Source organism: Reyranella sp. (assembly GCF_965279465.1).
In the GTDB taxonomy this organism is placed as follows: domain Bacteria; phylum Pseudomonadota; class Alphaproteobacteria; order Reyranellales; family Reyranellaceae; genus Reyranella.
In genome coordinates, this window is record NZ_OZ257242.1 from 4,486,394 (window position 1) to 4,507,091 (window position 20,698).

At 66.1% G+C, this 20,698-nt stretch carries 20 protein-coding genes and 1 tRNA gene; 11 read left to right on the top strand and 10 right to left on the bottom strand.

What is annotated here, in order from left to right; all coding sequences use genetic code 11:
- Window positions 1-6: 6 nt before the first annotated feature.
- The 4 genes from ACQY8M_RS21760 to ACQY8M_RS21775 all read right to left on the bottom strand — a co-directional run bounded on the left by ACQY8M_RS21760 (window position 7) and on the right by ACQY8M_RS21775 (window position 4,347).
- A complete protein-coding gene (locus ACQY8M_RS21760) occupies window positions 7-159 on the bottom strand; it encodes a DUF1365 family protein (protein ID WP_428659553.1) in 153 nt (50 codons plus the stop codon).
- Between the two features lie 586 nt (window positions 160-745).
- The gene (locus ACQY8M_RS21765) at window positions 746-2,101 is read right to left on the bottom strand and encodes an NAD(P)/FAD-dependent oxidoreductase (protein WP_428659556.1); all 1,356 of its coding nucleotides are present in this window, start codon (window positions 2,099-2,101) and stop codon (window positions 746-748) included.
- Window positions 2,098-3,504 carry a cryptochrome/photolyase family protein gene (locus ACQY8M_RS21770; RefSeq protein ID WP_428659559.1) on the bottom strand — a complete coding sequence of 469 codons (1,407 nt, stop codon included), beginning with the start codon at window positions 3,502-3,504 and terminating at the stop codon, window positions 2,098-2,100. Before ACQY8M_RS21770 ends, ACQY8M_RS21765 begins: the two co-directional genes overlap by 4 nt.
- Window positions 3,505-3,561: 57 nt before the next feature.
- Window positions 3,562-4,347 carry an EipB family protein gene (locus tag ACQY8M_RS21775; RefSeq protein ID WP_428659562.1) on the bottom strand — a complete coding sequence of 262 codons (786 nt, stop codon included), beginning with the start codon at window positions 4,345-4,347 and terminating at the stop codon, window positions 3,562-3,564.
- A 171-nt stretch (window positions 4,348-4,518) separates the two neighbouring features.
- Between ACQY8M_RS21775 and pdeM the strand changes: the two genes are divergently transcribed.
- On the top strand, window positions 4,519-5,241 hold the full coding sequence (gene pdeM, locus ACQY8M_RS21780; RefSeq protein WP_428659565.1) for a ligase-associated DNA damage response endonuclease PdeM: 723 nt from the start codon (window positions 4,519-4,521) through the stop codon (window positions 5,239-5,241).
- Between the two features lie 331 nt (window positions 5,242-5,572).
- Here the strand turns inward: pdeM and ACQY8M_RS21785 are convergent, their stop codons facing one another.
- The gene (locus ACQY8M_RS21785; RefSeq protein WP_428659568.1) at window positions 5,573-6,373 is read right to left on the bottom strand and encodes a 2-keto-4-pentenoate hydratase; all 801 of its coding nucleotides are present in this window, start codon (window positions 6,371-6,373) and stop codon (window positions 5,573-5,575) included.
- Between the two features lie 46 nt (window positions 6,374-6,419).
- Here ACQY8M_RS21785 and mobA point away from each other — a divergent pair, with 46 nt between their 5' ends.
- Window positions 6,420-7,115: a molybdenum cofactor guanylyltransferase MobA gene (mobA, locus tag ACQY8M_RS21790; RefSeq protein WP_428659571.1), complete on the top strand. Its 696-nt coding sequence runs from the start codon at window positions 6,420-6,422 to the stop codon at window positions 7,113-7,115.
- Here the strand turns inward: mobA and ACQY8M_RS21795 are convergent.
- A complete protein-coding gene (locus ACQY8M_RS21795; protein ID WP_428659574.1) occupies window positions 7,063-7,257 on the bottom strand; it encodes a DUF3553 domain-containing protein in 195 nt (64 codons plus the stop codon). The genes mobA and ACQY8M_RS21795 overlap by 53 nt on opposite strands.
- Window positions 7,258-7,499: 242 nt before the next feature.
- Between ACQY8M_RS21795 and dksA the strand changes: the two genes are divergently transcribed.
- Window positions 7,500-7,925 (top strand): RNA polymerase-binding protein DksA, encoded by a 426-nt coding sequence (dksA, locus tag ACQY8M_RS21800; protein ID WP_428659577.1) that lies wholly within the window; start codon window positions 7,500-7,502, stop codon window positions 7,923-7,925.
- A gap of 126 nt (window positions 7,926-8,051) precedes the next feature.
- Here the strand turns inward: dksA and ACQY8M_RS21805 are convergent, their stop codons facing one another.
- The 4 genes from ACQY8M_RS21805 to ACQY8M_RS21820 all read right to left on the bottom strand — a co-directional run bounded on the left by ACQY8M_RS21805 (window position 8,052) and on the right by ACQY8M_RS21820 (window position 13,801).
- Window positions 8,052-9,308, bottom strand: coding sequence for a chloride channel protein (locus ACQY8M_RS21805; RefSeq protein WP_428659580.1), 1,257 nt, complete (start codon window positions 9,306-9,308; stop codon window positions 8,052-8,054).
- A 183-nt stretch (window positions 9,309-9,491) separates the two neighbouring features.
- Entirely contained in the window at window positions 9,492-10,955 is a 1,464-nt protein-coding gene (locus tag ACQY8M_RS21810; RefSeq protein WP_428659583.1) for an N-acyl-D-amino-acid deacylase family protein, read from the bottom strand.
- Window positions 10,956-11,059: 104 nt separating this feature from the next.
- Window positions 11,060-12,559 carry a M81 family metallopeptidase gene (locus ACQY8M_RS21815; protein WP_428659586.1) on the bottom strand — a complete coding sequence of 500 codons (1,500 nt, stop codon included), beginning with the start codon at window positions 12,557-12,559 and terminating at the stop codon, window positions 11,060-11,062.
- Between the two features lie 342 nt (window positions 12,560-12,901).
- Entirely contained in the window at window positions 12,902-13,801 is a 900-nt protein-coding gene (locus ACQY8M_RS21820; protein ID WP_428659588.1) for an N-formylglutamate amidohydrolase, read from the bottom strand.
- A gap of 81 nt (window positions 13,802-13,882) precedes the next feature.
- On the opposite strand from ACQY8M_RS21820, the gene ACQY8M_RS21825 reads away from it, so the two are divergent.
- The 8 genes from ACQY8M_RS21825 (at window position 13,883) to ACQY8M_RS21860 (ending at window position 20,693) form a co-directional block, all read left to right on the top strand.
- Window positions 13,883-13,957: transfer RNA gene (locus tag ACQY8M_RS21825), tRNA-Val, on the top strand.
- 217 nt (window positions 13,958-14,174) lie between these two features.
- Window positions 14,175-14,429 carry a hypothetical protein gene (locus ACQY8M_RS21830; RefSeq protein WP_428659591.1) on the top strand — a complete coding sequence of 85 codons (255 nt, stop codon included), beginning with the start codon at window positions 14,175-14,177 and terminating at the stop codon, window positions 14,427-14,429.
- A gap of 537 nt (window positions 14,430-14,966) precedes the next feature.
- Window positions 14,967-17,009, top strand: a complete 2,043-nt coding sequence (locus tag ACQY8M_RS21835) for an NAD(+) synthase (RefSeq protein ID WP_428675433.1) — start codon at window positions 14,967-14,969, stop codon at window positions 17,007-17,009.
- A gap of 10 nt (window positions 17,010-17,019) precedes the next feature.
- A complete protein-coding gene (locus ACQY8M_RS21840) occupies window positions 17,020-17,430 on the top strand; it encodes a DUF3775 domain-containing protein (protein ID WP_428659593.1) in 411 nt (136 codons plus the stop codon).
- A gap of 180 nt (window positions 17,431-17,610) precedes the next feature.
- Complete coding sequence (locus tag ACQY8M_RS21845; protein ID WP_428659596.1) at window positions 17,611-18,018, top strand: rhodanese-like domain-containing protein; 408 nt, start codon at window positions 17,611-17,613, stop codon at window positions 18,016-18,018.
- A 2-nt stretch (window positions 18,019-18,020) separates the two neighbouring features.
- Window positions 18,021-19,634, top strand: coding sequence for a class I adenylate-forming enzyme family protein (locus tag ACQY8M_RS21850; protein WP_428659599.1), 1,614 nt, complete (start codon window positions 18,021-18,023; stop codon window positions 19,632-19,634).
- A 7-nt stretch (window positions 19,635-19,641) separates the two neighbouring features.
- Window positions 19,642-20,112, top strand: a complete 471-nt coding sequence (locus tag ACQY8M_RS21855; protein WP_428659602.1) for a DUF3237 domain-containing protein — start codon at window positions 19,642-19,644, stop codon at window positions 20,110-20,112.
- Window positions 20,109-20,693: a DUF1989 domain-containing protein gene (locus tag ACQY8M_RS21860; RefSeq protein ID WP_428659605.1), complete on the top strand. Its 585-nt coding sequence runs from the start codon at window positions 20,109-20,111 to the stop codon at window positions 20,691-20,693. Before ACQY8M_RS21855 ends, ACQY8M_RS21860 begins: the two co-directional genes overlap by 4 nt.
- Window positions 20,694-20,698 lie beyond the last annotated feature (5 nt).

The window sequence follows — 20,698 nt, forward strand, 5'->3', positions numbered from 1 at the left end:
GGGGTCTCAGCGGCTCGTCAATTGCGCCAGCGGCGGCTTATGGTGAAACTTCGCGCGCTTGCACAAGAGTTGCAAGGCCTGCCAGTGGTTTCTTGCGACCACGGCCGGCGTCACGGCCGGGTTGGCGGACAGGCAGCGCAGGACGGCACGGTCGGTCACCGGCGCGACGGACGCTCACCGGGTTGAAGACGCGCGCCATGGTCGGCGCAGCGGAAGGACCCAGGCCCGGCCGGTCGATCTTCAGCCAGCGCCCGGAAGCGCGTTCGAGCGGGAGAGATCGAGGCACAGGTAGGCCGCGTGGTAGCGGAAGGCATTGATGCGGGATCGCATACGCTTTCGTCCGTCGTCTCGACCGGAGAGCTTGTGAATTTATCGGCCGGCAGTGAGAAGACCAATCTGGCTACCCCTCCGCCTCATCCCGAGGAGCGCGGCGCAGCGGAGCGTCTCGAAGGATGGCGACGCGAAGGACGCACGGAAAGTGCTGCGATCTCGGCATTTTATCGAGGTTGTACGCGTTGCCCACCCTTCGAGACGCTCCGCTTTGCTATGCTCCTCAGGGTGAGGAAAGTGGGTAGCAATATTCATCCCTAACTCGCCAAACTATTCTTTCACAAACTCGGAGCGCGAAGCGCGGAGTGGAGCAACCTTGCTTCCACCGGCGACGGCGTGTCGTGGAAGGAAGATTTCTCCCCGCGGCTCTTCGGGCCTTCGTCGAGATGACGGAAAGTGCCGAATGCAGTGCGATTCACGAAAGACGTGCCGCCGCCGGACGGGAGAGCGGCTGCGATCGCAGGCGGTCGGCGACTACCCTTGGGGCCGCACCGATCGCGCGAAGCTCCGCTGGCCTCGCCCAGGGGCGGCGCGCGCCGAGCCGCTCGGCGATGTCGAGCCCGGCCGACAGCGCGTCCTCGTGGAAGCCGTAGCCGCAATAGCTGCCGCAGAAGTACGTATCGCGCACTCCCTGGATCTCGTGCAGATTCCGCTGGGCGCGGATCGCGGCGGGATCGAACATCGGATGCTGGAAGACCTGACGGGCATGGGCCTGCCCCATGGCGGGCGTGCGCATCGGGTTGACCGAGACGAACAAGGGTAGGTCCTCGGGGAAGTTCTGCAGCCGGTTCATCCAGTAGGTCACGCTCGCCTTGCCGTCGGTCGGCTGGCTCTCGGAGACGTAGTTCCAGCTCGACCAGACATCGCGCCGGCGCGGCATCAGGCCCGGATCGCCGTGCAGCCAGACTTCGTTCGACGAATAGGCGAAGCTGCCGAGCAGCATGCCTTCGCGTTGGTCGGGATCGATCAGCAGACCGAGCGCCTGGTCGGCGTGGCAGGCGAGCACGACCTTGTCGAAGCATCCCCAGTGTCCACCGGCATCCTTGATCCAGACACCGTCATGGCCGCGGCGCACGCCGATCGCTTCGGGGGCGATCGTTGCGTCTTTCAGCAGCGGCGCTGCGAGGCGGTCGACGTAGGACCGGCTGCCGCCCTTCACCGTGCGCCAGCGCCGCTGCGGTCCGAGCGTCAGCAGGTCGTGATTGTGGAAGAAGCGCACGAATGGCTGCGCCGGATAATCGAGCATCCGGTTGACCGGCGAGGACCAGATGCAGGCTGCCATCGGCACCAGGTAGCGGTCTCGGAAGGCCTGGCCGAATCGGGCGGCGGCGATGAAGTCGCCGAGGGTGAAGTCGAGGTCCTCGGCCTGCTCGAGCAGCCGCGGCGCTTGCCGGTTGAAACGCAGGATGTCCCGTGTCATGCGCAGGAAGGACGGCCGCGCGAGGTTGATGCGCTGCGCGAAGTAGTTGGCACAGGAGCTGCCGTACTCGAACGCACCGTCGTCTACGCTGACGGCGAACGACAAGTCGGATTCCTCGGTCGGCACGCCGAGGTGATCGAACAGCGCCCCCAGGTTCGGATCGTTGCGCTCGTTGTAGATGATGAAGCCCATGTCGACCGGCTGCGGCCCGCGCGGCGTCGGCACGTCGACGGTGCAGGCATGGCCGCCCAACCGCTCCTCGCGCTCGTAGAGGACGATCTCGTGGTCGCGGCACAGCGACCAGGCGGCGCCGAGACCGGCAATGCCCGCTCCGATGACGGCGATCCTCATCCTGTTCCCTTCACGCGACGAAGAGCCTGCAACGCCCGTTGTCGCGCCGCCGCATGGTCGATGATCGGCGCGGGATAGATTTCCGGAGGAATGGCCTGATCCGCGGCCCAGGGGCGGTGGATCGTCTCGGCCGGCAGCGACGCGAGCTCGGGTACCCAGCGGCGCACATAGTCGCCGTTCGGATCGAACTTCTCGCCCTGCAGCGTGGGATTGAAAATGCGGAAGTAGGGTGCGGCATCGGCGCCGCAGCCCGCGACCCACTGCCAATTCATCGGATTGCTGGCCGGATCGGCGTCGACCAGCGTATCCCAGAACCAGCGCTCGCCGATACGCCAGTCGATCAGCAGGTCCTTGGTCAGGAACGAGGCGGTGATCATGCGCACGCGGTTGTGCATCCAGCCCGTCGTCCAGAGCTCACGCATGCCGGCGTCGACGATCGGATAGCCGGTGCGGCCCTGCCGCCACGCCTCCAGCGCCTCGTCCCCGTCGAGCCAGGGAAAGCCGTCGAACTCCGGCCGGAAATTGCGCTGCGCCAGATCGTCCGATTGGAACAGGAGGCCATAGCCGAATTCGCGCCAGCCGAGCTCGGCCAGGAACTTCTCGCTTGGCGCCGAATGGCCGCGCGTGGCGGCGGCCCGCCAGATCTGCCGCGGACTGATCTCGCCGAAAGCCAGATGCGGCGACAGGCGCGAGGTCGCCTTCGTCGACGGCACGTCGCGACCTTGCCGGTAGTGCACCAGCGCGTCGTCGAGGAAGTCGGCCAGCCGGGTGATCGCCGCAGCCTCGCCTGGCGTCCAGGTTGCGCCGAGGCCACCCGCCCAGTCGGGCGCGGTTGGCAGCAGGCGCCATGCCGCGAGATCGTCGCTCGAAGGCCAGAGTCCCGGCGCCGGCAGAGTGCGCGGGGCGGGGAGCGGCGCCGCCGGAGCCCGCATCGTCCTGCAGGCGCGCCAGAAGGCGCTGAAAACCCTGTACGGACCGCCGCTGGAGGTTTTCACCTCCCAGGGCTCGAACAGGAGGTTCGCCTTCAGCCCATCGGCGGCAATGCCGCGCTTCTCAAAGGTCTGCTTGATGCGCGCGTCGCGATTGCGTGTGCCCGGATCGTAGGCGCGGCTCCAATAGACCGCCGATGCGTCGCACTCGCGCGCGAGTTCGCCGATCACATGCTCCGCTGCGCCGCGCCGGAGGATCAGGCGGGATCCGAGCAACCGCAGCGACGCATCGAGCGCGCGCAGGCTGTGATGCAGCCACCAGCGCGAGGCCGCGCCGTGCCGACGGATGCCCGGGGTTTCCTCGTCGAGAACGAAGACGGGAATCACCGGCCGGCCCGAACCCAGTCCCGCGATCAACGCGGGATTGTCGGCCAGCCGGAGGTCGTTGCGAAACCAGACGATAGAAGCCGGCAAAGGTCACCCTTGTCTATGCTCCAGATACGCGGGGCCGGGGTGGACGGATGAATGCGATCAGGAGCGCGGGCAAACCGGCGGCTTGCGCATCTCGAGCTTGGTCAGGTCGGCGGTCACGACCACCAGCCCGGTCTCGACCGTCAGCCGGTCGAGCACGCCCGATTCGAAGACCTGCGTTTTCAGCGTGAACAAGGGCTTCTGCTGCTGCTCCCGGCCGCGTGTGAAGCTCATGAAGACCGGCCACGACCGGCCGGGTACGGTGACCGTCCGGTCGCCGGGACGCGGCCCGCGCAGCACGCCGGGATCGATCTCGGTGACGTCGATGAGGAAGGCGTCGCCGATCACCTCGGCGTCGAAGGCGAGGGCGGGGAAGGACGCGGCGCCGGCGCCCAGACGCTCGATCAGGTGGCCGATCGCGCCAACCGGCATCAGGGTGGGCGGCGGCAGGACGAACTGTTTGGGGCCGTTGGGCGAGACGATCTCGGCGCGAAGTTCCTTGCCGGAACGCTGGACCTTGCCGCGTGTCTCGCGCTCGCTGCCGTTCTGGAGCTGGACAGTGCGATAGCGCAGCGCATTGCCGCTGCGCAGCTCCTCGCTGTCGAGCTTGGAGACGACGGTCATCTTCCACGACGGCGTGATCGCGATCTCGCTGTCGATGTCGCGCTTGAGATGCCAACCACCGCAATCCTGCGTCAGGTCCTGGATGGCGGTGCCGATGCGCGGTGCATTGGCTGCCGGTCCCAGCCGAAGCGCGTATTCGGCGCGATGCGGCAGCATTTCGGCCGCCGCCCAGTGCGGGCACAGCGCGGAAACCGCGGCGAGGAAACTCACAAGCTTACGCATCGAGGCACCTTGCGCACGGGGTTGGACCGGGTCAATCGTCCAGGAGCGAAGACTTTACCCGGCTTCATGGCGCGCGTGTGGCGCCGTCCGGTCGTCTGTGTCGCGGTGGCCGACGCGGAGATCCATGGGATATGGTCGTTTGTTCCGACCGGCGCGTATCCTGAACCATCCATGAGTCCTTACGAGTTCCTGTGTGCCGGTGAACGGCTCGAGGCGCTGCCCGCAGGCGCGCTGCACTGGCCCGCGCGCAGATTGCTTGCAGTCGCCGACCTTCATCTCGAGAAGGGTTCGTCCTACGCCGTCAATGCGCTGAAGCTGCTGCCGCGCCACGACACGCGGCAGACACTGTCGATGCTGGCGGCGCTGATCGATGCGCTGCAGCCGGAGACGGTCGTATGCCTCGGCGATTCCTTCCATGACCGCACGGCGATCGAGCGCCTGCTTCCGGCCGAGCGCGCCGAGATCGAACGACTCACCCGGTGCGCGCGCTTCATCTGGGTCGCGGGCAACCATGATCCCGCGCCGCCGCCCGATGGCTGGGGCCATGTCGCGGTCGAGATCGCCGACAGTCCGCTGCTGTTCCGTCACGAGGCAATGTTCGGCCCGGCCGAGGGCGAGATCTCGGGCCACTATCATCCGGTCGCGGCACTCACGGTGCAGGGTCGCGGCTTTCGTCGGCGCTGCTTCCTGACCGACGGCCGGCGCGTGATCCTGCCGGCCTTCGGGGCTTATGCCGGCGGCCTCAATGCGCTCGACCCGGCAATCGCCCAGCTTTTCCCGTCGGACTACGACGCCCTGGTCGTTGGCCGCGATGCGGTGCGCCGCCTGTCGTGGCGCCAGCTGCGCCCCGACCCCTCGCTCGCCTCGACGGCATGGGTCCGCGAGGTGCGGTAAACCTCTCGCCGGACTGTGGGCGCCTCCTGTCTTCCTGAGAGCTTGCGAGTTTTTGATTTCAGAGGGCGTTACGCTGGGAGCGCGGCTCTCCAGAGCCGCTCATGGTCTGTGGCAAACCGAAGAAAGAGCGGGTCTGGAGAGCCGCGCTCCCAGCAACATGACATCGACTTAACGATAAACTCACAAACTCCGAGCGAAGCGAAGGATCTGGCGTCAACCCCAGTGGCGTTCCTTGTGGCGGGTGCGAGCTCGCCGACGTGCGCAGGCCGCCCGGGCCCGCGGACGGGCCGCGGGCCCGGCTAATTCGCTGCGCTCAGGAGGACTGGTAGGCCTACTTCGGCAGCTCGTACTTCAGCGTCACCTCGCCCAAGCCCTCGATCTTGCCGGTGGCGGTGCTGCCGGGCGGCACGAACTGGCAGGCGACCATGCTGCCGCTCGACACGATCATGCCCTTCTTCAGCATCTTTCCGTGCTCGCCCAGCTTGTTGGCAAGCCAAGCCAGCGCGTTGAGGGGATGGCCCAGCACGTCGCCGGAATGGCCGGTGCGCATCTCCACGCCGTCGAAGGAAATCGACCCGTCGAGCTTGTCGATGGCGAGGTCGCGCCACTTCCTGTTCGGCCTGGCAAGCAGCGACCCGCCGTTCCAGCCGGCATCCATGATCAGCGGATTGACCGCAAGCCGGCTGTAATCCGCGCCGCGATCCTCGATCAGCTCGAAGCCGGCGCGCGCCTCGCCGACATAGTCGGCGATCGAGTCCTTGTCGTACGGCCTGTCCTTCGGCTTCGGCACATCGCTGCCGACAATGAAGATGACCTCGAGCTCGACGCCGAGCCGCGTCCAGCGATCGGCGCGCACGACGGCCTTGTGCTCGAACACGCGCTTCTTGCGGATCGGGCCGTAGCACGGGCCCTTGAGGCCGGTCTGTGCCAGGATCTGCGGCGAGGTCAGCGCGATCTTGTAGCCGGCCAGCGGGCCCTGCTTGACCATCTGCTTCTTCAGGAACGCGTCCTGGACCTTGTAGGCCACACGTTCATCGTCGGTTGCGAACTGCGCGGGCCACCAGCCGACGACGGCGCGGGCCTTGTCGACCTGATGCAGCCAGTTGGCGACCTTGGCGATGCTGAAAGCCATCGATTCCTCCCCCTTGTGTCTCCCTCAGCGCTTCGCATAGTGCGGCATGGTGGTCAACGCGCGTGGTCCTTTCAGCCCGGTCCGGTCCGGCGCCCTCGTCGGGGTCGTCCTGGCGGGCGGCGAGGGGCGGCGCATGGGCGAGGGCGTGAAGAAGCCGCTCCGGCTGCTCGGAGGCAAGCCGATGGTGGCCCATGTCGTCGAGCGGCTGCGGCCGCAGGTCATGGACCTCGTCGTGGTCGCCAACGATCCCGATCCGGCCTTCGACCAGCTCAAGGTCCCGGTGATCGCCGATCCGCCGGATATCCAGCGCGCCGCCCAGCGGGAGGGCCGCCGGCTCGGGCCGCTGGCCGGCATCCTGGCGGGGATGGAATGGTCGCTGAAGCACCATCCCCATGCGGGCTGGATACTCACGGCGCCGGCCGATGTGCCCTTCCTGCCGCTCGACCTGACGGTGCGTCTGTGCGGCCACATGCACGTGCCCGAGCCCGATGTGCTGGTGGTTCGCCATGGGCGCCATCGCGAGCCTTCGCTCGGCGTCTGGTCGGTCAAGCTCGTGGACGACCTGCGGCGCGCGATCCTCGAGGAGGGAGTGCGGCGGGTCGGCCAGTTCGCCGAGCGCCATGTCGCGGCCGAGCTGGCGTGGCCGGGCGATCCGGCCCCATTCACGAATGTCAATACGCCGGAGGAACTCAGCGCCGCGGAAGCTCGACTGGCTCGAGCTCGACCACGCTCCCGTCGATGAGGAGCTTGCCCGCATTCTCGAAATTGACCGTGATCCGCGTGCCGACAATCGACTGGATTTGGCCCAGCCCCCAGTCGGGCCGGCCGGGATGGCGCACGAAGTCGCCCGGCGAGAGCAGCGAATTGCCAATTTGTTCACGCATGTCGAGGGCAAATTCCCAGTTTGGTGCGGTGCAATACACTAATCCCGTGCATATGGGTAAAGCTTCACATCTCTGTCAAAAATATCGACCTTCGTTATGCTGCACCGCACTACAACTCACGGCGAACAGCCACGATCCACCTTGCGAGAGTCATGGACGGTCCCTATACCTCGCGCGCCTTCGGAGGCCCGCCTCGCTCAAGGCGGACATAGTGTGGTCGCTGGGGAGTGGAGTTGCCAACGATGTCGATTACGTTGCCGCAGAATTATCGGCCGACGGACCGCGAACCCTTCATGAATGCGATGCAGCAGGAGTACTTCCGTCAGAAGCTCCTGAAGTGGAAAGCAGAGCTGGTCGAGGAATCAAACCAGACCTTGCAGAACATGCAGGAAGAAAGCCTGGCCCAGCCCGATCTCGCCGATCGTGCCACGGCCGAGACCGATCGCTCCCTGGAGCTCAGGACCCGCGATCGCTTCCGCAAGCTGATCTCCAAGATCGAGTCGGCGCTGAAGTCGATCGAGGAGGGGACCTACGGCTACTGCGAGGAGACCGGCGAGCCGATCGCGCTGAAGCGCCTCGAAGCCCGCCCGATCGCGACCCTTTCGGTCGAGGCGCAGGAGCGCCACGAACGGATGGAGCGCACCCGCCGCGACGAAGGCGCCGACTGAGGAATTGAATGGGCCCGCTCACCGCGGGCCTTTTTTTTTTGCTGTGGCGTGCGTCACGCCTGAGGCGCAGTTCCTTCTAGGAGCACTTCCGTACGGCCAAAGCCGGTGCTCTTTGATGGGCGTGCTTCAGGTTCTCAGCTCACGGCGTCTCTGTCGTTCCTTTGCTTCCGCATCGCTCAGCCGTGCATCATAGATGGAGCGGGTCTCGAAGCGACGCGCGACCAGGGTCGCTACGGCGACGATGATCAAGAGGGGAAGGATGAAGGATCGTGCCTGTCCGGTAAGCTCGATGATCAGCACGACGCTTGAAAGCGGTCCTTGCGTCGTCGCTGCCAGCACTGCGGCGGCCCCCAGCACCGCGAACAGGCCTGAAGGCAGGTCAGGCCACAACAACGACCACGGATAACCCAGCACGCCGCCGAGCAAGGCGCCGAGTGCCAGTGACGGTGTGAGCAGGCCGCCCGGCACGCCGCTGCTCAAGCACAGGAGGGCTGCCGCGGGCCTGAGCGGCAGCAGGACCACCAGCAGCAGTAGTGAAACCTGACCGGAAAACGCCAACGCTGCAATGTCGCGGCCATTGCCCAGCAGTTGCGGAAACGCGATCGACACCGCGCCCAGGACTGAAAGCGCCAGGACCGGTGCCGCGACGCGCCGCCATCCTTGCGGGCGGTGATGGCCGGCCCACGCCACGGCGCGGACGAACAGCGTAGAAACGAAACCCGCAATCGCACCGGCCATCAACGCCCAGGCGACGATCGCCAGTGAACCCGTATAGGCCGGGATCGCATAGGTCGGCGCGTCGGGCAGGAAGCACCAGGCCATCCCGGTGGCTGTCGATGTGGTGACCAGAGCCGGCAGGACGAAGCGCAACGCAAGCTGTCCGCGCAGCACTTCCAGCGCAAAAAGCGCACCACCGACCGGGACGCCATACGCCGCAGCCAAGCCGGCACCAGCACCGCAGGCGACCAGCAGCCGCCGGTCGTCGTCCGAAAACCCCGCTCGATCTGCAGCGGCATTGGCGATGACGGCGCCGGCCTGCTTTGGCGCGCCTTCCCGTCCGAGCGAGGCGCCCATGCCGACAACGACGACCGAGAGCACCGCGCTTCCCAGCGTGCGCAAGGCCGGCACCCGTCCACTGTACAATGAGATTGCGGTGACGACGTCGGTACCGTTGCCGCTCGGCAGATGTCCCAACAGGGACTGACCGGCGGCCGCCAGGAGACCCGCGCCCAGCAGCACGAGGAGGTGATGCTTCCAATCCGCTTGTGTCGCGGCGTCAAGCAGGTCCAGCCCGGAGCCAGGCCACAGCGTATGCTGCACCGCGTACAACAGGTTCATCAGCGCTGCGGTGGCGAGCCCGGTTCCGAGGCCGGTAACGATCACGGCGACCCAGAATGCCGTCCACCGCCAGACCTCGGTCGAGTCTCTCTCCATGCCTGTGGTGCCTGTCAGGAGGGGCGACGCGCGCGTCTTCGGACGAGTGTTCGGAGTCTTCCGGACCGCGAGCGTCCCGCTCGCTCATGAACTCGAGCGAGCGGGACGCTCGCGGTCCGGAAGACCATGACGTTACGAAGCCTTCGCTTCGTCCTGCATCTGCTGGCGGTTGAGGGCGCGGCCGGAGCGGCCGCCGCCGGGCTTGCCGTCGCGCCAGACGATGGCGCCGTTGCACAGCACCGTGTCGATGCCGGCGGCCGGCGTCATCGGCTTCTCGAAGGTCGCAGTATCGATCACGGTTGCGGGATCGAAGATGCAGAGGTCGGCGTAGTAGCCGGCCTTCACTTCGCCGCGGCCGGTCAGATGGAAGCGCTGCGCCGAATAGGACGTCATGCGGCGCACGGCGTCCTCGAGCGGGAAGAGCTTGAGTTCGCGCGAGTAGTGGCCCAGCACCCGCGGGAAGGTGCCCCACAGGCGCGGATGGGGATGGGCGTCGAACGGGATGCCGTCCGAGCCGATCATCGCGCCGGGATGGCTCATTGCCGCCTGCACGTCCTTCTCGTCCATCATGAAGTAGATCGCGCCGGCCGGCTGGATGCGGTCGCCCGCTTCCTTCATCGAGCAGCCCATCTCGCGGGCGATGTCGGCGAGGTCGCGGCCGCTCAGGCCCGGCACCTTGTCCGACCAGGTGATCAGCACCTTGTCGGCGCGCTCCAGCATGTCGGTGCGCAGGATCGTCGAGCCGGCGATGTAGGGATAGACATCGAAGGCGATCTGCTGCTGCTTCATCGCCTCGGTGAACTTGGGCAGGGTCTCGGTCATGCGGCCGAAGTTGCTGCGGCCCGAGCATTTGTGGTGCGAGACGATGATCTCCGCGCCGGCGCGGCGGCCGATCTCGAAGGTCTCGTCCATCGCCTTGATGATGTGGTCACCCTCGTCGCGCATGTGCGCGGTGTAGACGCCGCCCCATTTGCCGAGCGGCTGGGCGACCTCGGCCACCTCGTCGGTCGAGGCGGCGTTGGACACGGCGTAGAACAGGCCGCTCGACATGCCGACTGCGCCCTGCTCGAGGCTCTGGTCGAGCAACTCGCGCATCTGCTTGATCTCTGGCGCGGTGGCCACGCGATTGAGGTCGTCCCCCATGGCGTTCATGCGCAAGGTGCCGTGGCCGATCAGGAAGGCGCCGTTGATGGCGGGCCTGGCCGCATCGACCTTGCCCGCGAACGCCGCGAAGGTCTTGGCCGCATTGTCCTTCTTCTTGATGATCAGCGACATCCAGTGGCCGACGTCGTCGTTGAGATAGGGCGCGGCCGAGACGCCGCAATTGCCGCAGACGACGGTGGTGACGCCCTGGCTGGCCTTCATCGCCATGGTCGGGTTGTCGATCAGCGCGGTGTCGTCATGCGTGTGAACGTCGATGAAGCCCGGCGCCACGACCTTGCCTTTGGCATCGATCTCGTTGTCGCCCGTGAGCGTGCCCGGCGCCTCGACCGCGGCGATACGGTTGCCTTTCAGCGCCACGTCGGCGGCGAACAGCTTTCTGCCGGTGCCGTCGGCCACTTGGCCGTTGCGGATGACGATGTCGTAGGTGGGCATGACGGCGGACTCCTTGTCATGATCTTCCGGACCGCGAGCCTCTGGCTCGCTCATGAGCATGAGCGAGCCAGAGGCTCGCGGTCCGGAAGAGGAAGAGAATGAGCTCAGACCTCGTTGCGGCCGAGCCGCATGTCGGGGTCGAACGGATAGAGCGGCCGCTTGATCTTCTCGTACTTGAAAAGCTTCAGGTCCGAGGCGGTGCAGCCGTCGCCGTCGCACATCACGATGTGCTTGGCGATCGGTTCGAAGCCGGCCCGGAAATGCTGGCGCGACTTGATCAGCACGTACTTCTTGCGCCGGGGGTCGATGCCGCAATGGGTGAAGACGCCGAGGTCGAACGGCTCGCTGCGCTTCTCCGACACGACGATCTGGATCTTGCCGGTGTCGAGCACGGCGGTGCGGCCCATGCGAATCGTGGTGCCGGTCGCCATCGGGCCGGTGACGACGAACTGGCCGTCGGTGATCGCCTTGACCTTGCCGGTGACCGTGAGCGGCTTGCCCTTCAGCCCCATGGCCGGCATGTCGACCTTGCCGCCGAGCTCGAGCGTGACCTCGCTGCCGACGCCGGCCTCGATCATCTGCGCGACACAGCCCGGATCGCAGATCGGGCCGGCGCAGGCGTCCTCGAGGCCCTGCTTCATGGCTTCCTCGATCACGCTCATGACGTCCTGCGTACCGCCCGAGGCGGTGTTGTCGCCGTGGTCGGCCATCACCACGGGCCCGCCGTCGAGACCCTTGGCGCGGGCAACCTGCACGGAGAGGGGTTCAGGGTGGAACAGGAAGCCTTCGCGTTTCTCCCATGCCGTATCGAGGATCTTGTTCAGCAGGATCTCGCCCTCGGCCGTGCGCTTGTCGCAGACGATCACGGAGGACAGGGCGAGGTGAGGGATGTCGGCCTGCGGGAACCCGCCGAACACCGAGGCATTCAGCACCTGGCCGGTATCCTCGGCCTGGTTCGCCATCCCCATCAGGGTCTTCATCGGCTCGCGCGAGGGGGTGTGGACGAGCGAACTGCTCATGATCGGCCGGTTGCCCCACACCATCCGGGGCTCGACCTCGCCGGCCAGCATCCGCATCAGCGTGCGGCCGGCCCGGCGGGCCGTGTCGGCCATGTCGATATGGGGATAAGTCCGGTAGCCGGTCATGATCGACGCGCCCTTGATCATGGCGTCGGTCATCTGGGTATGGAAATCGAGCGCGACCGCGATCGGCACGTCGGGGGCGATCTTGCGGATGCGGTTCAGCAGTTCGCCTTCACCATCGTCGTAGTGCTCGGCGACCATGGCGCCGTGCAAGGCAAGGAGAACGGCGTCGCAGCCCTTCCGGATCTCGTCGACGATCGCCGTCGTCATCTGCTCGTAGGCGGCCTCGGTGACGAGGCCCGAGGGATTGGCGGAGGCCGCCATCGGGACGGTGAACTCCGCGCCCGCCTTGCGCGCGACCTCGATGAAACCGCCGAGCGAGGTGTTGGTCCCTTCAGACTCCTTTATGGCACCCGGACCGGTCAGCTCACCGGAGCGGGCGAAGGATTCGATCGGCGTGGGCAGCGGCGAGAACGTATTCGTCTCGTGCATCATCATCGCAACCACGAACTTCTTCGCCATAGCATCCCCCGAACGGCCAACTCTTTGACGACATTACAGAACTTCGATCTGACGCCACTGTCATAGCATTGCGTGCGCTGCAAACCAGCTTCCCAATTTCTTGTGCGTTGCAGAAAAGCCACACTCCTTGCAGGTTCGCCGAATCCGATAAGCATGTGAAACAAAGGCTCTTTTTCCCGCTTGCATTCTCTTCGCAGGTGCACCATTCTCCCTGTGCAGCAAACGTCACCTCGGTGGCCTCTTTGTTTGCTGTATGCCCGTCTTGGGCGTTTCCTCCCTAAACTCGGGCCGTGCTAGTCACGGCCCCTTTTTTTTGCCTGAACGGCTACGGTGCCGCCACAGCTACTCCGCCGCCAGGGCGCGCGGCAGGAACAGTTCGGCTGTCTGCTCGCCGATTGCATGGAGCAACTCAGTCATCAGCCGCTCCAGAAGGCCGAACGTCGCGAGCTTGGTGTGACCGGCCTCGTCCATATAGAGGGCGCGATTGATCTCGATCTGCAGGACGTGCCGGCCGATGCCCGGGCGGCCGTAGCGCTGGGTGGTGAAGCCGCCGGCATAGGGCTGGTTGCGCCGCACGCGAAGGCCCTGGCCCGACATCCACTGGTCGACACAGTCGATCAAGGCCGGCGCGCAGGCCTCGCCGTGATTGTCGCCGAGCACGACATCCACCCGATGGTCGCGCTCGCGCAGGCCGATGCTCGAGGCAGACGAGGGCATGGAATGGGCGTCGATCAGGAACGCGCCGCCGAACTGGGCATAGGTCTGCTCGACCAGCGTGGACAGGGTCAGATGGTAGGGACGCCAGCAGGTCTCCAGCCGGCGCTCGATCTCGCCGGCCGGGACACGGCCGCGATAGATCGCCTCGCCGCTGGCGGCGACCCGGGGGATCATGCCGAGCCCGGCCGCGACCCGCGTCGTGCGGTGGTTCAGCGCCCGCGGCAGGGGCCCCTCGAACATGCCGGGGTCGAGTTCATAGGGTTCGCGGTTGGCATCGACATAGGAGCGCGGGAAGCGGGCGGCGAGGAACGGGATGCCGAGGCCGGGGGCGGCGGCAAACAGTTCGTCGACGAAGGCATCCTCGGCGCGGCGCAGTGCCGCGAGCGGCACCGCCGCCTGGGCGACGAATTCCGAGGGATAGAGCGAGCCGCTGTGCGGCGAGGCCACCACCAGCGGGACGGACTGGCGCTGAGGCAGGCGGCAGTCGATGGACTCGTGATCAGGCGGCACCGGCAACAAACTCATTGAAATGTAATACCGCGCGCCGGTGAGGCCGTCACTTGCCAAGGCGGTGAGGCCGATGTAGGAGAGCCGCCTTCCGGCGATGGGCGCGTAGCTCAGCGGTAGAGCACTGTCTTGACATGGCAGTGGCCACAGGTTCGATCCCTGTCGCGCCCACCATCGCTGGAATGCACGCAATCCTGTCTCCCGTCATCCCGAGCGCAAGCCGAGGGATTTCTCATGTTGGCGCGAGCGCCTGAGCGGGCCCCTCCACTCCGCCTCGCTGCGTCGAATGGCGGGCGCCGCTGTTGCCTGGCTTACATGTGTGCCGAAGATCCTATGGCCCTTGACAAAATTGCGCAAATTACACATTTTACACAGTTAAAGAGGGCGCGACATGGCGGCGACACGAGACGTATCGGCTACCGAATTTTCTCGGAATTTTGCCCGGTATCGGGATGAAGCCATAGAGGCCAAGATCATCCATGTGACCAGCCACGGCCGGGTGATCGGGGCTTATCTCTCCGCGAGCGAAGCAGCGCGCTACGAGCGGCTCAAGCGCCGGGAACGGCAGTCGCTCGTTGTCGGAGACCTTCCCGATGATGTCGTGGCGGCAATCGAAGCTGCAGAATACGGTATCGAAGCCAAATGAACCTCCCGGTTCCGAAGCCGGGCTTGGTCATCCGCTACAGTTTCTTGTGGAGCAGCGAACATTCGGAGGGGGCGACGGAAGGCGTCAAGGATCGGCCTTGTGCGATTGTCGTTGCTGCACGACGCGAACCGAGTGGCGACATTCAAACCATCGTTGCGCCTATCACGCACCAGCCGCCGGAAGATCCGGGCGCGTCCATCGAAGTTCCCGCCCCGACATGCAGGTGTTTGGGCTTGGATAGCGGCCGGCACTGGCTCCGCCTCGATGAGTTGAACCGTTTCGCCTGGCCTGGCTACGATCTGCGGCCAATTCCGAGGCAACCTGGCCGATACGACTACGGGATGCTGCCGCCGGGGCTCTTCCAGAAACTGCGCGAGGGTATCCTTGCCCGACAAAGGGCCCGGGCTGGACGGATCATTTCCCGCGATGAGCAATAGTGAGCAGGCGATTGGCACTTGTCGGGGGGTTGCTTGACAGGCTGGCGGGCGCGGGTTCAATCGCTGCCGCACCCCTCACCGCCGCGGGCACAATCCCTTGATCCCCAATTTCTATTCACTCTATTCCCATGAGTTCGTGCGCGTCGCCTGTTGCGTGCCGCGCACGCGGGTTGCCGACGCTGCCTATAATCTCGGCCAGACGCTTCGGCTCGCTGCCGAGGGGGATAAAGCCCGTATAGCACTCTTGGTCTTTCCCGAACTGGGGCTGTCGTCTTACGCGATCGAGGATCTGCTGCTGCAGGATGCGCTGCTCGACGAGGTCGAGGACTCGATCGCCAAGGTCGTCGAGGCCTCGAAGGCGCTGTTTCCGGTGCTGGTGGTCGGCGCGCCGCTGCGGGTGACCAACCGGCTCTACAACACCGCCGTCGTGATCCATCGCGGCAAGATCCTCGGCGTCGTGCCGAAGACCTTCCTGCCCAACTACCGAGAGTTCTACGAGAAGCGCCACTTCGTCTCGGGGGCCAACACCATCACCGACAGGATCGAGCTGGCGGGCCAGGTCGCGCCGTTCGGCGCCGACATGCTGTTCCGCTCGGAAGGCTCGCTCGGCATGACCTTCCATGTCGAGATCTGCGAAGACATCTGGATGCCCGTGCCGCCGTCGAGCCATGCCGCGCTCGCGGGCGCCGAGGTGCTTCTGAACCTGTCGGCCAGCAACATCACCATCGGCAAGGCCGAGCTGCGGCGCCTGCTGTGCGGCAGCCAGTCGGCGCGCGCCAGTGCGGTCTACGCCTATTCCGCATCGGGTCCCGGCGAATCGACCACCGACCTCGCCTGGGACGGCCACGCCGCGATCTACGAATGCGGCGACCAGCTCGTCGAATCGGCGCGCTTCGAGAGGGACTCGACGATCGTCACCGCCGACGTCGATCTCGGCCGCATCCGCCAGGAGCGGCTGCGCAACGGCGGCTTCGCCGAATGCGCCCAGCTGGAAGGCGCCCGGGTCTCGCGATTCCGCACCGTGACGTTCCCGTTCGAGGCGCCGGCCGAGAGCGTGGCGCTCGAGCGGCCGGTCGAACGCTTCCCCTATGTCCCGTCCGATCCCGCCAAGCTGCGCGACAATTGCTACGAGGCCTACAACATCCAGGTCCAGGGCCTGGCGCAGCGCCTGCAGTCGAGCCGCGTCGAGAACGCGATCATCGGCGTGTCGGGCGGCCTCGATTCCACGCATGCGCTGATCGTGATCTGCCGCGCGATGGACCAGCTCGGCCTGCCGCGGTCCAACATCAAGGCCTTCACGATGCCGGGCTTCGGCACCTCGGACAAAACCTATGACAACGCCTGGAAGCTGATGCGCGCGCTGGGCGTCACCGCGGGCGAGATCGACATCAAGCCGGCGGCGCGCCAGATGCTGGCCGACATCGGCCATCCCTTCGGCAAGGGCGAGAAGGTCTACGACGTCACTTTCGAGAACGTGCAGGCCGGCCTGCGCACCGACTATCTGTTCCGTCTCGCCAACCAGCATCGCGGGCTGGTCGTCGGCACCGGTGACCTGTCCGAGCTGGGGCTCGGCTGGTGCACCTACGGCGTCGGCGATCACATGTCGCACTACAATCCGAACGGCTCGGTCTCCAAGACGCTGATCCAGCATCTGATCCGCTTCGTCGCAGCGTCCGGCGACGTAGACACGAATACGGCGGAGATACTGCACGACATCCTGAACACCGAAATCTCGCCCGAGCTCATTCCCGGCGACAACGGCGCGGTGCAGGCGACGGAAAGCTTCGTCGGTCCCTACGCGCTGCAGGACTTCAACCTGTTCTACTTGACGCGCCTCGGCTACCGGCCATCGAAGATCGCCTTCCTCGCCTGGAATGCGTGGCACGACGAGAAGAAAGGGGCGTGGCCCGCGAATGTGCCGGCCGCCGGCATACGCGCCTATTCGATGGAGGAGATCCATCGCTGGCTGGAGCTGTTCCTGCGGCGCTTCTTCGGCAACCAGTTCAAGCGCTCGGCGTTGCCCAACGGACCCAAGATCTCGTCGGGCGGCTCGCTGTCGCCGCGCGGCGACTGGCGTGCGCCGTCGGATGGCAGTCCGGATGTCTGGCTTGCGGAACTGAAGGCGTCCGTTCCCACCAAGTGAGGAGACTACCGTGCCCGAACTGTCGATTTCATCCGAGAAGGTCTGCTTCCTGATCGTCAAGGCCCGTGAATTCGACGTGCAGGATGTCGATACCGAGCTGGAGGACGGCGCGAACGCCACTGACGATGGCATGATCGACGTGCTCGAGGACAGTTCGGACAACCCGGTCGAGGAGGAGATTCGCGTCTTCATCGCCGAGATGGACGAAGACGAGAAGGCCGACCTGATCGGCCTTCTGCGGCTCGGTCGTGGCGACGGTACGATGGAGGAATGGGCGGCGATGCGTGCCGAAGACATGCGCGAGCATGCCGGCAATGTCGCGGCCTATCTGCTGGGCGAGCCCATGCTCGGCGACTATCTCGAGGAAGGCCTGTCCCAGTTCGGCATGTCTTGCACGGAGTTCGAGATCGGCAGGCTGTGATTCATTGTCCTCCCTGCGGGAAGCGCGGGGAGGTGCGCCGAAGGGGCGGAGGGGTCATGGGCCACAACATCGGTGTGCGTTGCTCATGACCCCTCCGTCGCGGATTACCGCGCCACCTCCCCGCGCTTGCGCGCAGGGAGGAATATGATGTTAGAAGAGGGTATCGGGAGGAACGAGCCGATGCCGCTCAAGATGAAGAAGACCGTGCAGCAGATGGTCGACGAGGCCAGCAGCCAGATCGAGACCGTGCCGACCGAGGAGGCGATCAAGCTGGTCGGCCAGCCGGGCGTCACCTTCATCGACATCCGCGATCCGCGCGAGCTGTGGCGCGACGGCAGCATTCCCGGCGCGATCAACGTCACGCGCGGCATGCTCGAGATGTGGATCGATCCCGAGAGCCCGTACGCCAAGGATTACTTCCAGAGCGGCAACAAGTTCATCTTCTTCTGCGCCGGCGCCTGGCGCTCGGCGCTGGCGACCAAGACGGCGCAGGACATGGGCCTGATGCCGGTCGCTCATCTCGAAGGCGGGCTGAGCGCCTGGAAGAAAGCCGGCGGCCCGGTCGCCAAGGTCGAGCCGAAGAAGTAGCGATGGGCCCCGACGCGCTGCCCGGCCAATTGCTGGTGCCGCAGCCGACGCCGGAAGAGTTTCCCGAGTTCGTCTCGATCCCGATCCGCATCGCCCACCATGCGAAAGCGTTTCCCGACAAGCGCGCGGTGGTCTGCGAGGGCAAGACGCGGACGTGGCGCGAATTCGACCGGCGGGTGAACCGGATCGCCCGCACGCTGGCGGGCATGGGCATCGGCAAGGGCGACAAGATCGCGATCCTGGCGGCGAACTCGGTCGAGTATCTCGAGACCTTCATGGGCGGGCTGCGCGCCGGCGCCTGCGTCGTGCCGCTGTCGACCATGGCGGCGGCCGATGCGCTGGAGAAGATGCTCGACGATTGCGATGCCAAGGTGCTGTTCCTGTCGGACCAGTATCGCAGCCTGGTCGAGCCCTACGACGACCGGCTGGCCAAGCTGATCCCGGGCGGCCGACTCGCCTACGATTTCGAGCGCCCCGGCTGGCACGACTTCGAGCACTGGCTCGCCGAGGCCAGCGACCTGCCGTTCGAGCTGCCGATCGAGCCGCTCGACGACTTCAACATCATCTATTCCTCGGGCACGACCGGCCTGCCCAAGGGGATCCTCCACACCCACGCGGTGCGCGACCTGCTGCCCGTGCGCTTCCCCGCCTTCGATTACGGGCCGGACACGATCTCGCTCGCCTCGACGCCGCTCTACTCCAACACGACGCTGGTCGCGGTACTGGCGACGCTCGGCGTCGGCGGCACGACGATCCTGATGCCCAAGTTCGACGTGGTGAAGTTCCTCGAGATCGCGCAGCAGGAACGGGTGACCCACGCCATGCTGGTGCCGGTGCAGTACCAGCGCCTGCTGGCGTATCCGGAGTTCGACCGGTACGACCTGAGCGCCTTCAAGTGCAAGCTCTCGACCAGCGCGCCGCTGCGCGCTCCCATCAAGGCCGACGCGGTGAAGCGCTGGCCGGGCCGGCTGATCGAGATCTACGGCCTGACCGAGGGCGGCGGCGCCTGCATGCTCGAGGCCAATCTCCATCCCGACAAGCTCCATACCGTCGGCAAGCCGGGGCTCGACGGCGAGATCGTGGTGCTGGACGAGCAGGGCAGGGTGCTGCCGCAGGGCGAGGTCGGCGAGCTGGCGGGCCGCGCCCAGGCCATGATGAAGGGCTACTACAAGCAGGACGACAAGACGCGCGATTTGTTCTGGCATGACCCGCAGGGCCGGCTGTTCTTCAAGTCGGGCGACATGGGCCGGATCGACGAGGACGGCTTCGTCATCCTGCTCGATCGCAAGAAGGACATGATCATCTCCGGCGGCTTCAACATCTATGCGGCCGACATCGAGGTGCTGCTACTCAAGCATCCGGACATCGTCGACGTTGCCGTCATCGGCGTGCCGAGCGAGCAGTGGGGCGAATCACCGATGGCGCTCTGCGTGCGGCGCGACGGCGCCGCGACCGGCGAGGCCGAGGTGAAGGACTGGGCCAACGCCCAGCTCAGCAAGACGCAGCGGCTGGTCGCCGTGGAGTTCCGCGAGTCGCTGCCGCGCAGCACCATCGGCAAGATCATGAAGCGCGAGCTGCGCGAGCCCTACTGGGCCGGACGCAGCGCAAGGATCTGAGGGCACAATGGCGGCACCGACGCTTCGTTCGAATCATCTGTTCACCATGTCGCTCACGGTCGACCAGGCCGCGACCGACATCGGCGAGACGCCGTACGGCCGCCGTCGCATCGCCACCGTCACCGGCGGCAGCTTCACCGGCGAGGAGATCAAGGGCCGGGTGTTGCCGGCGCCGGGCGGCGACTGGCTGCTGCTGCGCCGCGACGGCATCCTGATGCTGAACGTGCGCCTGACGCTCGAGACCGACGACGGGCACCTGATCTACATGCGCTACGAGGGCATGCGGCACGGCCCGGCCTGGGTGATCGAGCAGCTCAACAGGGGCGAGAAGGTCGACCCGAACCAGTACTACTTCCGCACCACGCCCTGGTTCGAGACGGCGTCGGAGAAATACCGGTTCCTGAACCGCATCGTCTGCGTCGCCACCGGCCGGCGCGATCCGGCCGGGCCGGTCTACGAGGTGTTCCACATCCTGTGAGCACGATCGTTCCCGCCGGTGCGCCATGGTCGGGTATCGTCCGCCGGGGCCAGGTGCTGCGCATCACCGATCTCGAAGGCCAGCAGGCCGTCGACTTCCTCTGCTACAACGCGGCCGATCCGCAGGAGCGCTACCACGCGCCGAACACGATGAAGGCGGCGGGCACGATCTTCCTGACCACGGGCCACGTGCTCTATTCCGACATCGCCCGGCCGATCTTCACCATCGTCGAGGATCGGTTCGGCGGGCACGACACGATCGGCGGCTGCTGCAGCGCGCCGTCCAACCGGATGCTCTACGGCGTGGAGAACTGCCCGGGCTGCCGCGAGAACTTCCTGACCGCGCTGGCGGAGCACGGGCTCGGCCGCAAGGACATCGTGCCGAACGTCAACTGGTTCATGCGCGTGCCGGTCTCGACGGACGGTGGCGCGGCGATTGCACCGGGCGTCTCGCCGCCCGGTTGCCAGGTGGCGCTGCGGGCGGAGATGGATGCGCTGGCGGTGATCTCGAACTGCCCGCAGATCAACAATCCCTGCAACAACTTCAATCCCACGCCGATCGGCGTGGAGATCACCGGCTGAGGGAC

Bases quoted from the DNA above. Each gene is read 5' to 3' on its own strand.
- dksA (WP_428659577.1), top strand. From the start codon at position 7,500: ATGTCGATTACGTTGCCGCAGAATTATCGGCCGACGGACCGCGAACCC.
- ACQY8M_RS21815 (WP_428659586.1), bottom strand. From the start codon at position 12,559: ATGGCGAAGAAGTTCGTGGTTGCGATGATGATGCACGAGACGAATACG.
- ACQY8M_RS21785 (WP_428659568.1), bottom strand. From the start codon at position 6,373: ATGGCTTTCAGCATCGCCAAGGTCGCCAACTGGCTGCATCAGGTCGAC.
- ACQY8M_RS21855 (WP_428659602.1), top strand. From the start codon at position 19,642: ATGGCGGCACCGACGCTTCGTTCGAATCATCTGTTCACCATGTCGCTC.
- ACQY8M_RS21820 (WP_428659588.1), bottom strand. From the start codon at position 13,801: ATGAGTTTGTTGCCGGTGCCGCCTGATCACGAGTCCATCGACTGCCGC.
- ACQY8M_RS21850 (WP_428659599.1), top strand. From the start codon at position 18,021: ATGGGCCCCGACGCGCTGCCCGGCCAATTGCTGGTGCCGCAGCCGACG.
- ACQY8M_RS21795 (WP_428659574.1), bottom strand. From the start codon at position 7,257: ATGCGTGAACAAATTGGCAATTCGCTGCTCTCGCCGGGCGACTTCGTG.
- ACQY8M_RS21830 (WP_428659591.1), top strand. From the start codon at position 14,175: ATGGCGGCGACACGAGACGTATCGGCTACCGAATTTTCTCGGAATTTT.
- ACQY8M_RS21765 (WP_428659556.1), bottom strand. From the start codon at position 2,101: ATGAGGATCGCCGTCATCGGAGCGGGCATTGCCGGTCTCGGCGCCGCC.
- ACQY8M_RS21775 (WP_428659562.1), bottom strand. From the start codon at position 4,347: ATGCGTAAGCTTGTGAGTTTCCTCGCCGCGGTTTCCGCGCTGTGCCCG.
- mobA (WP_428659571.1), top strand. From the start codon at position 6,420: ATGGTGGTCAACGCGCGTGGTCCTTTCAGCCCGGTCCGGTCCGGCGCC.
- ACQY8M_RS21810 (WP_428659583.1), bottom strand. From the start codon at position 10,955: ATGCCCACCTACGACATCGTCATCCGCAACGGCCAAGTGGCCGACGGC.
- pdeM (WP_428659565.1), top strand. From the start codon at position 4,519: ATGAGTCCTTACGAGTTCCTGTGTGCCGGTGAACGGCTCGAGGCGCTG.
- ACQY8M_RS21845 (WP_428659596.1), top strand. From the start codon at position 17,611: ATGCCGCTCAAGATGAAGAAGACCGTGCAGCAGATGGTCGACGAGGCC.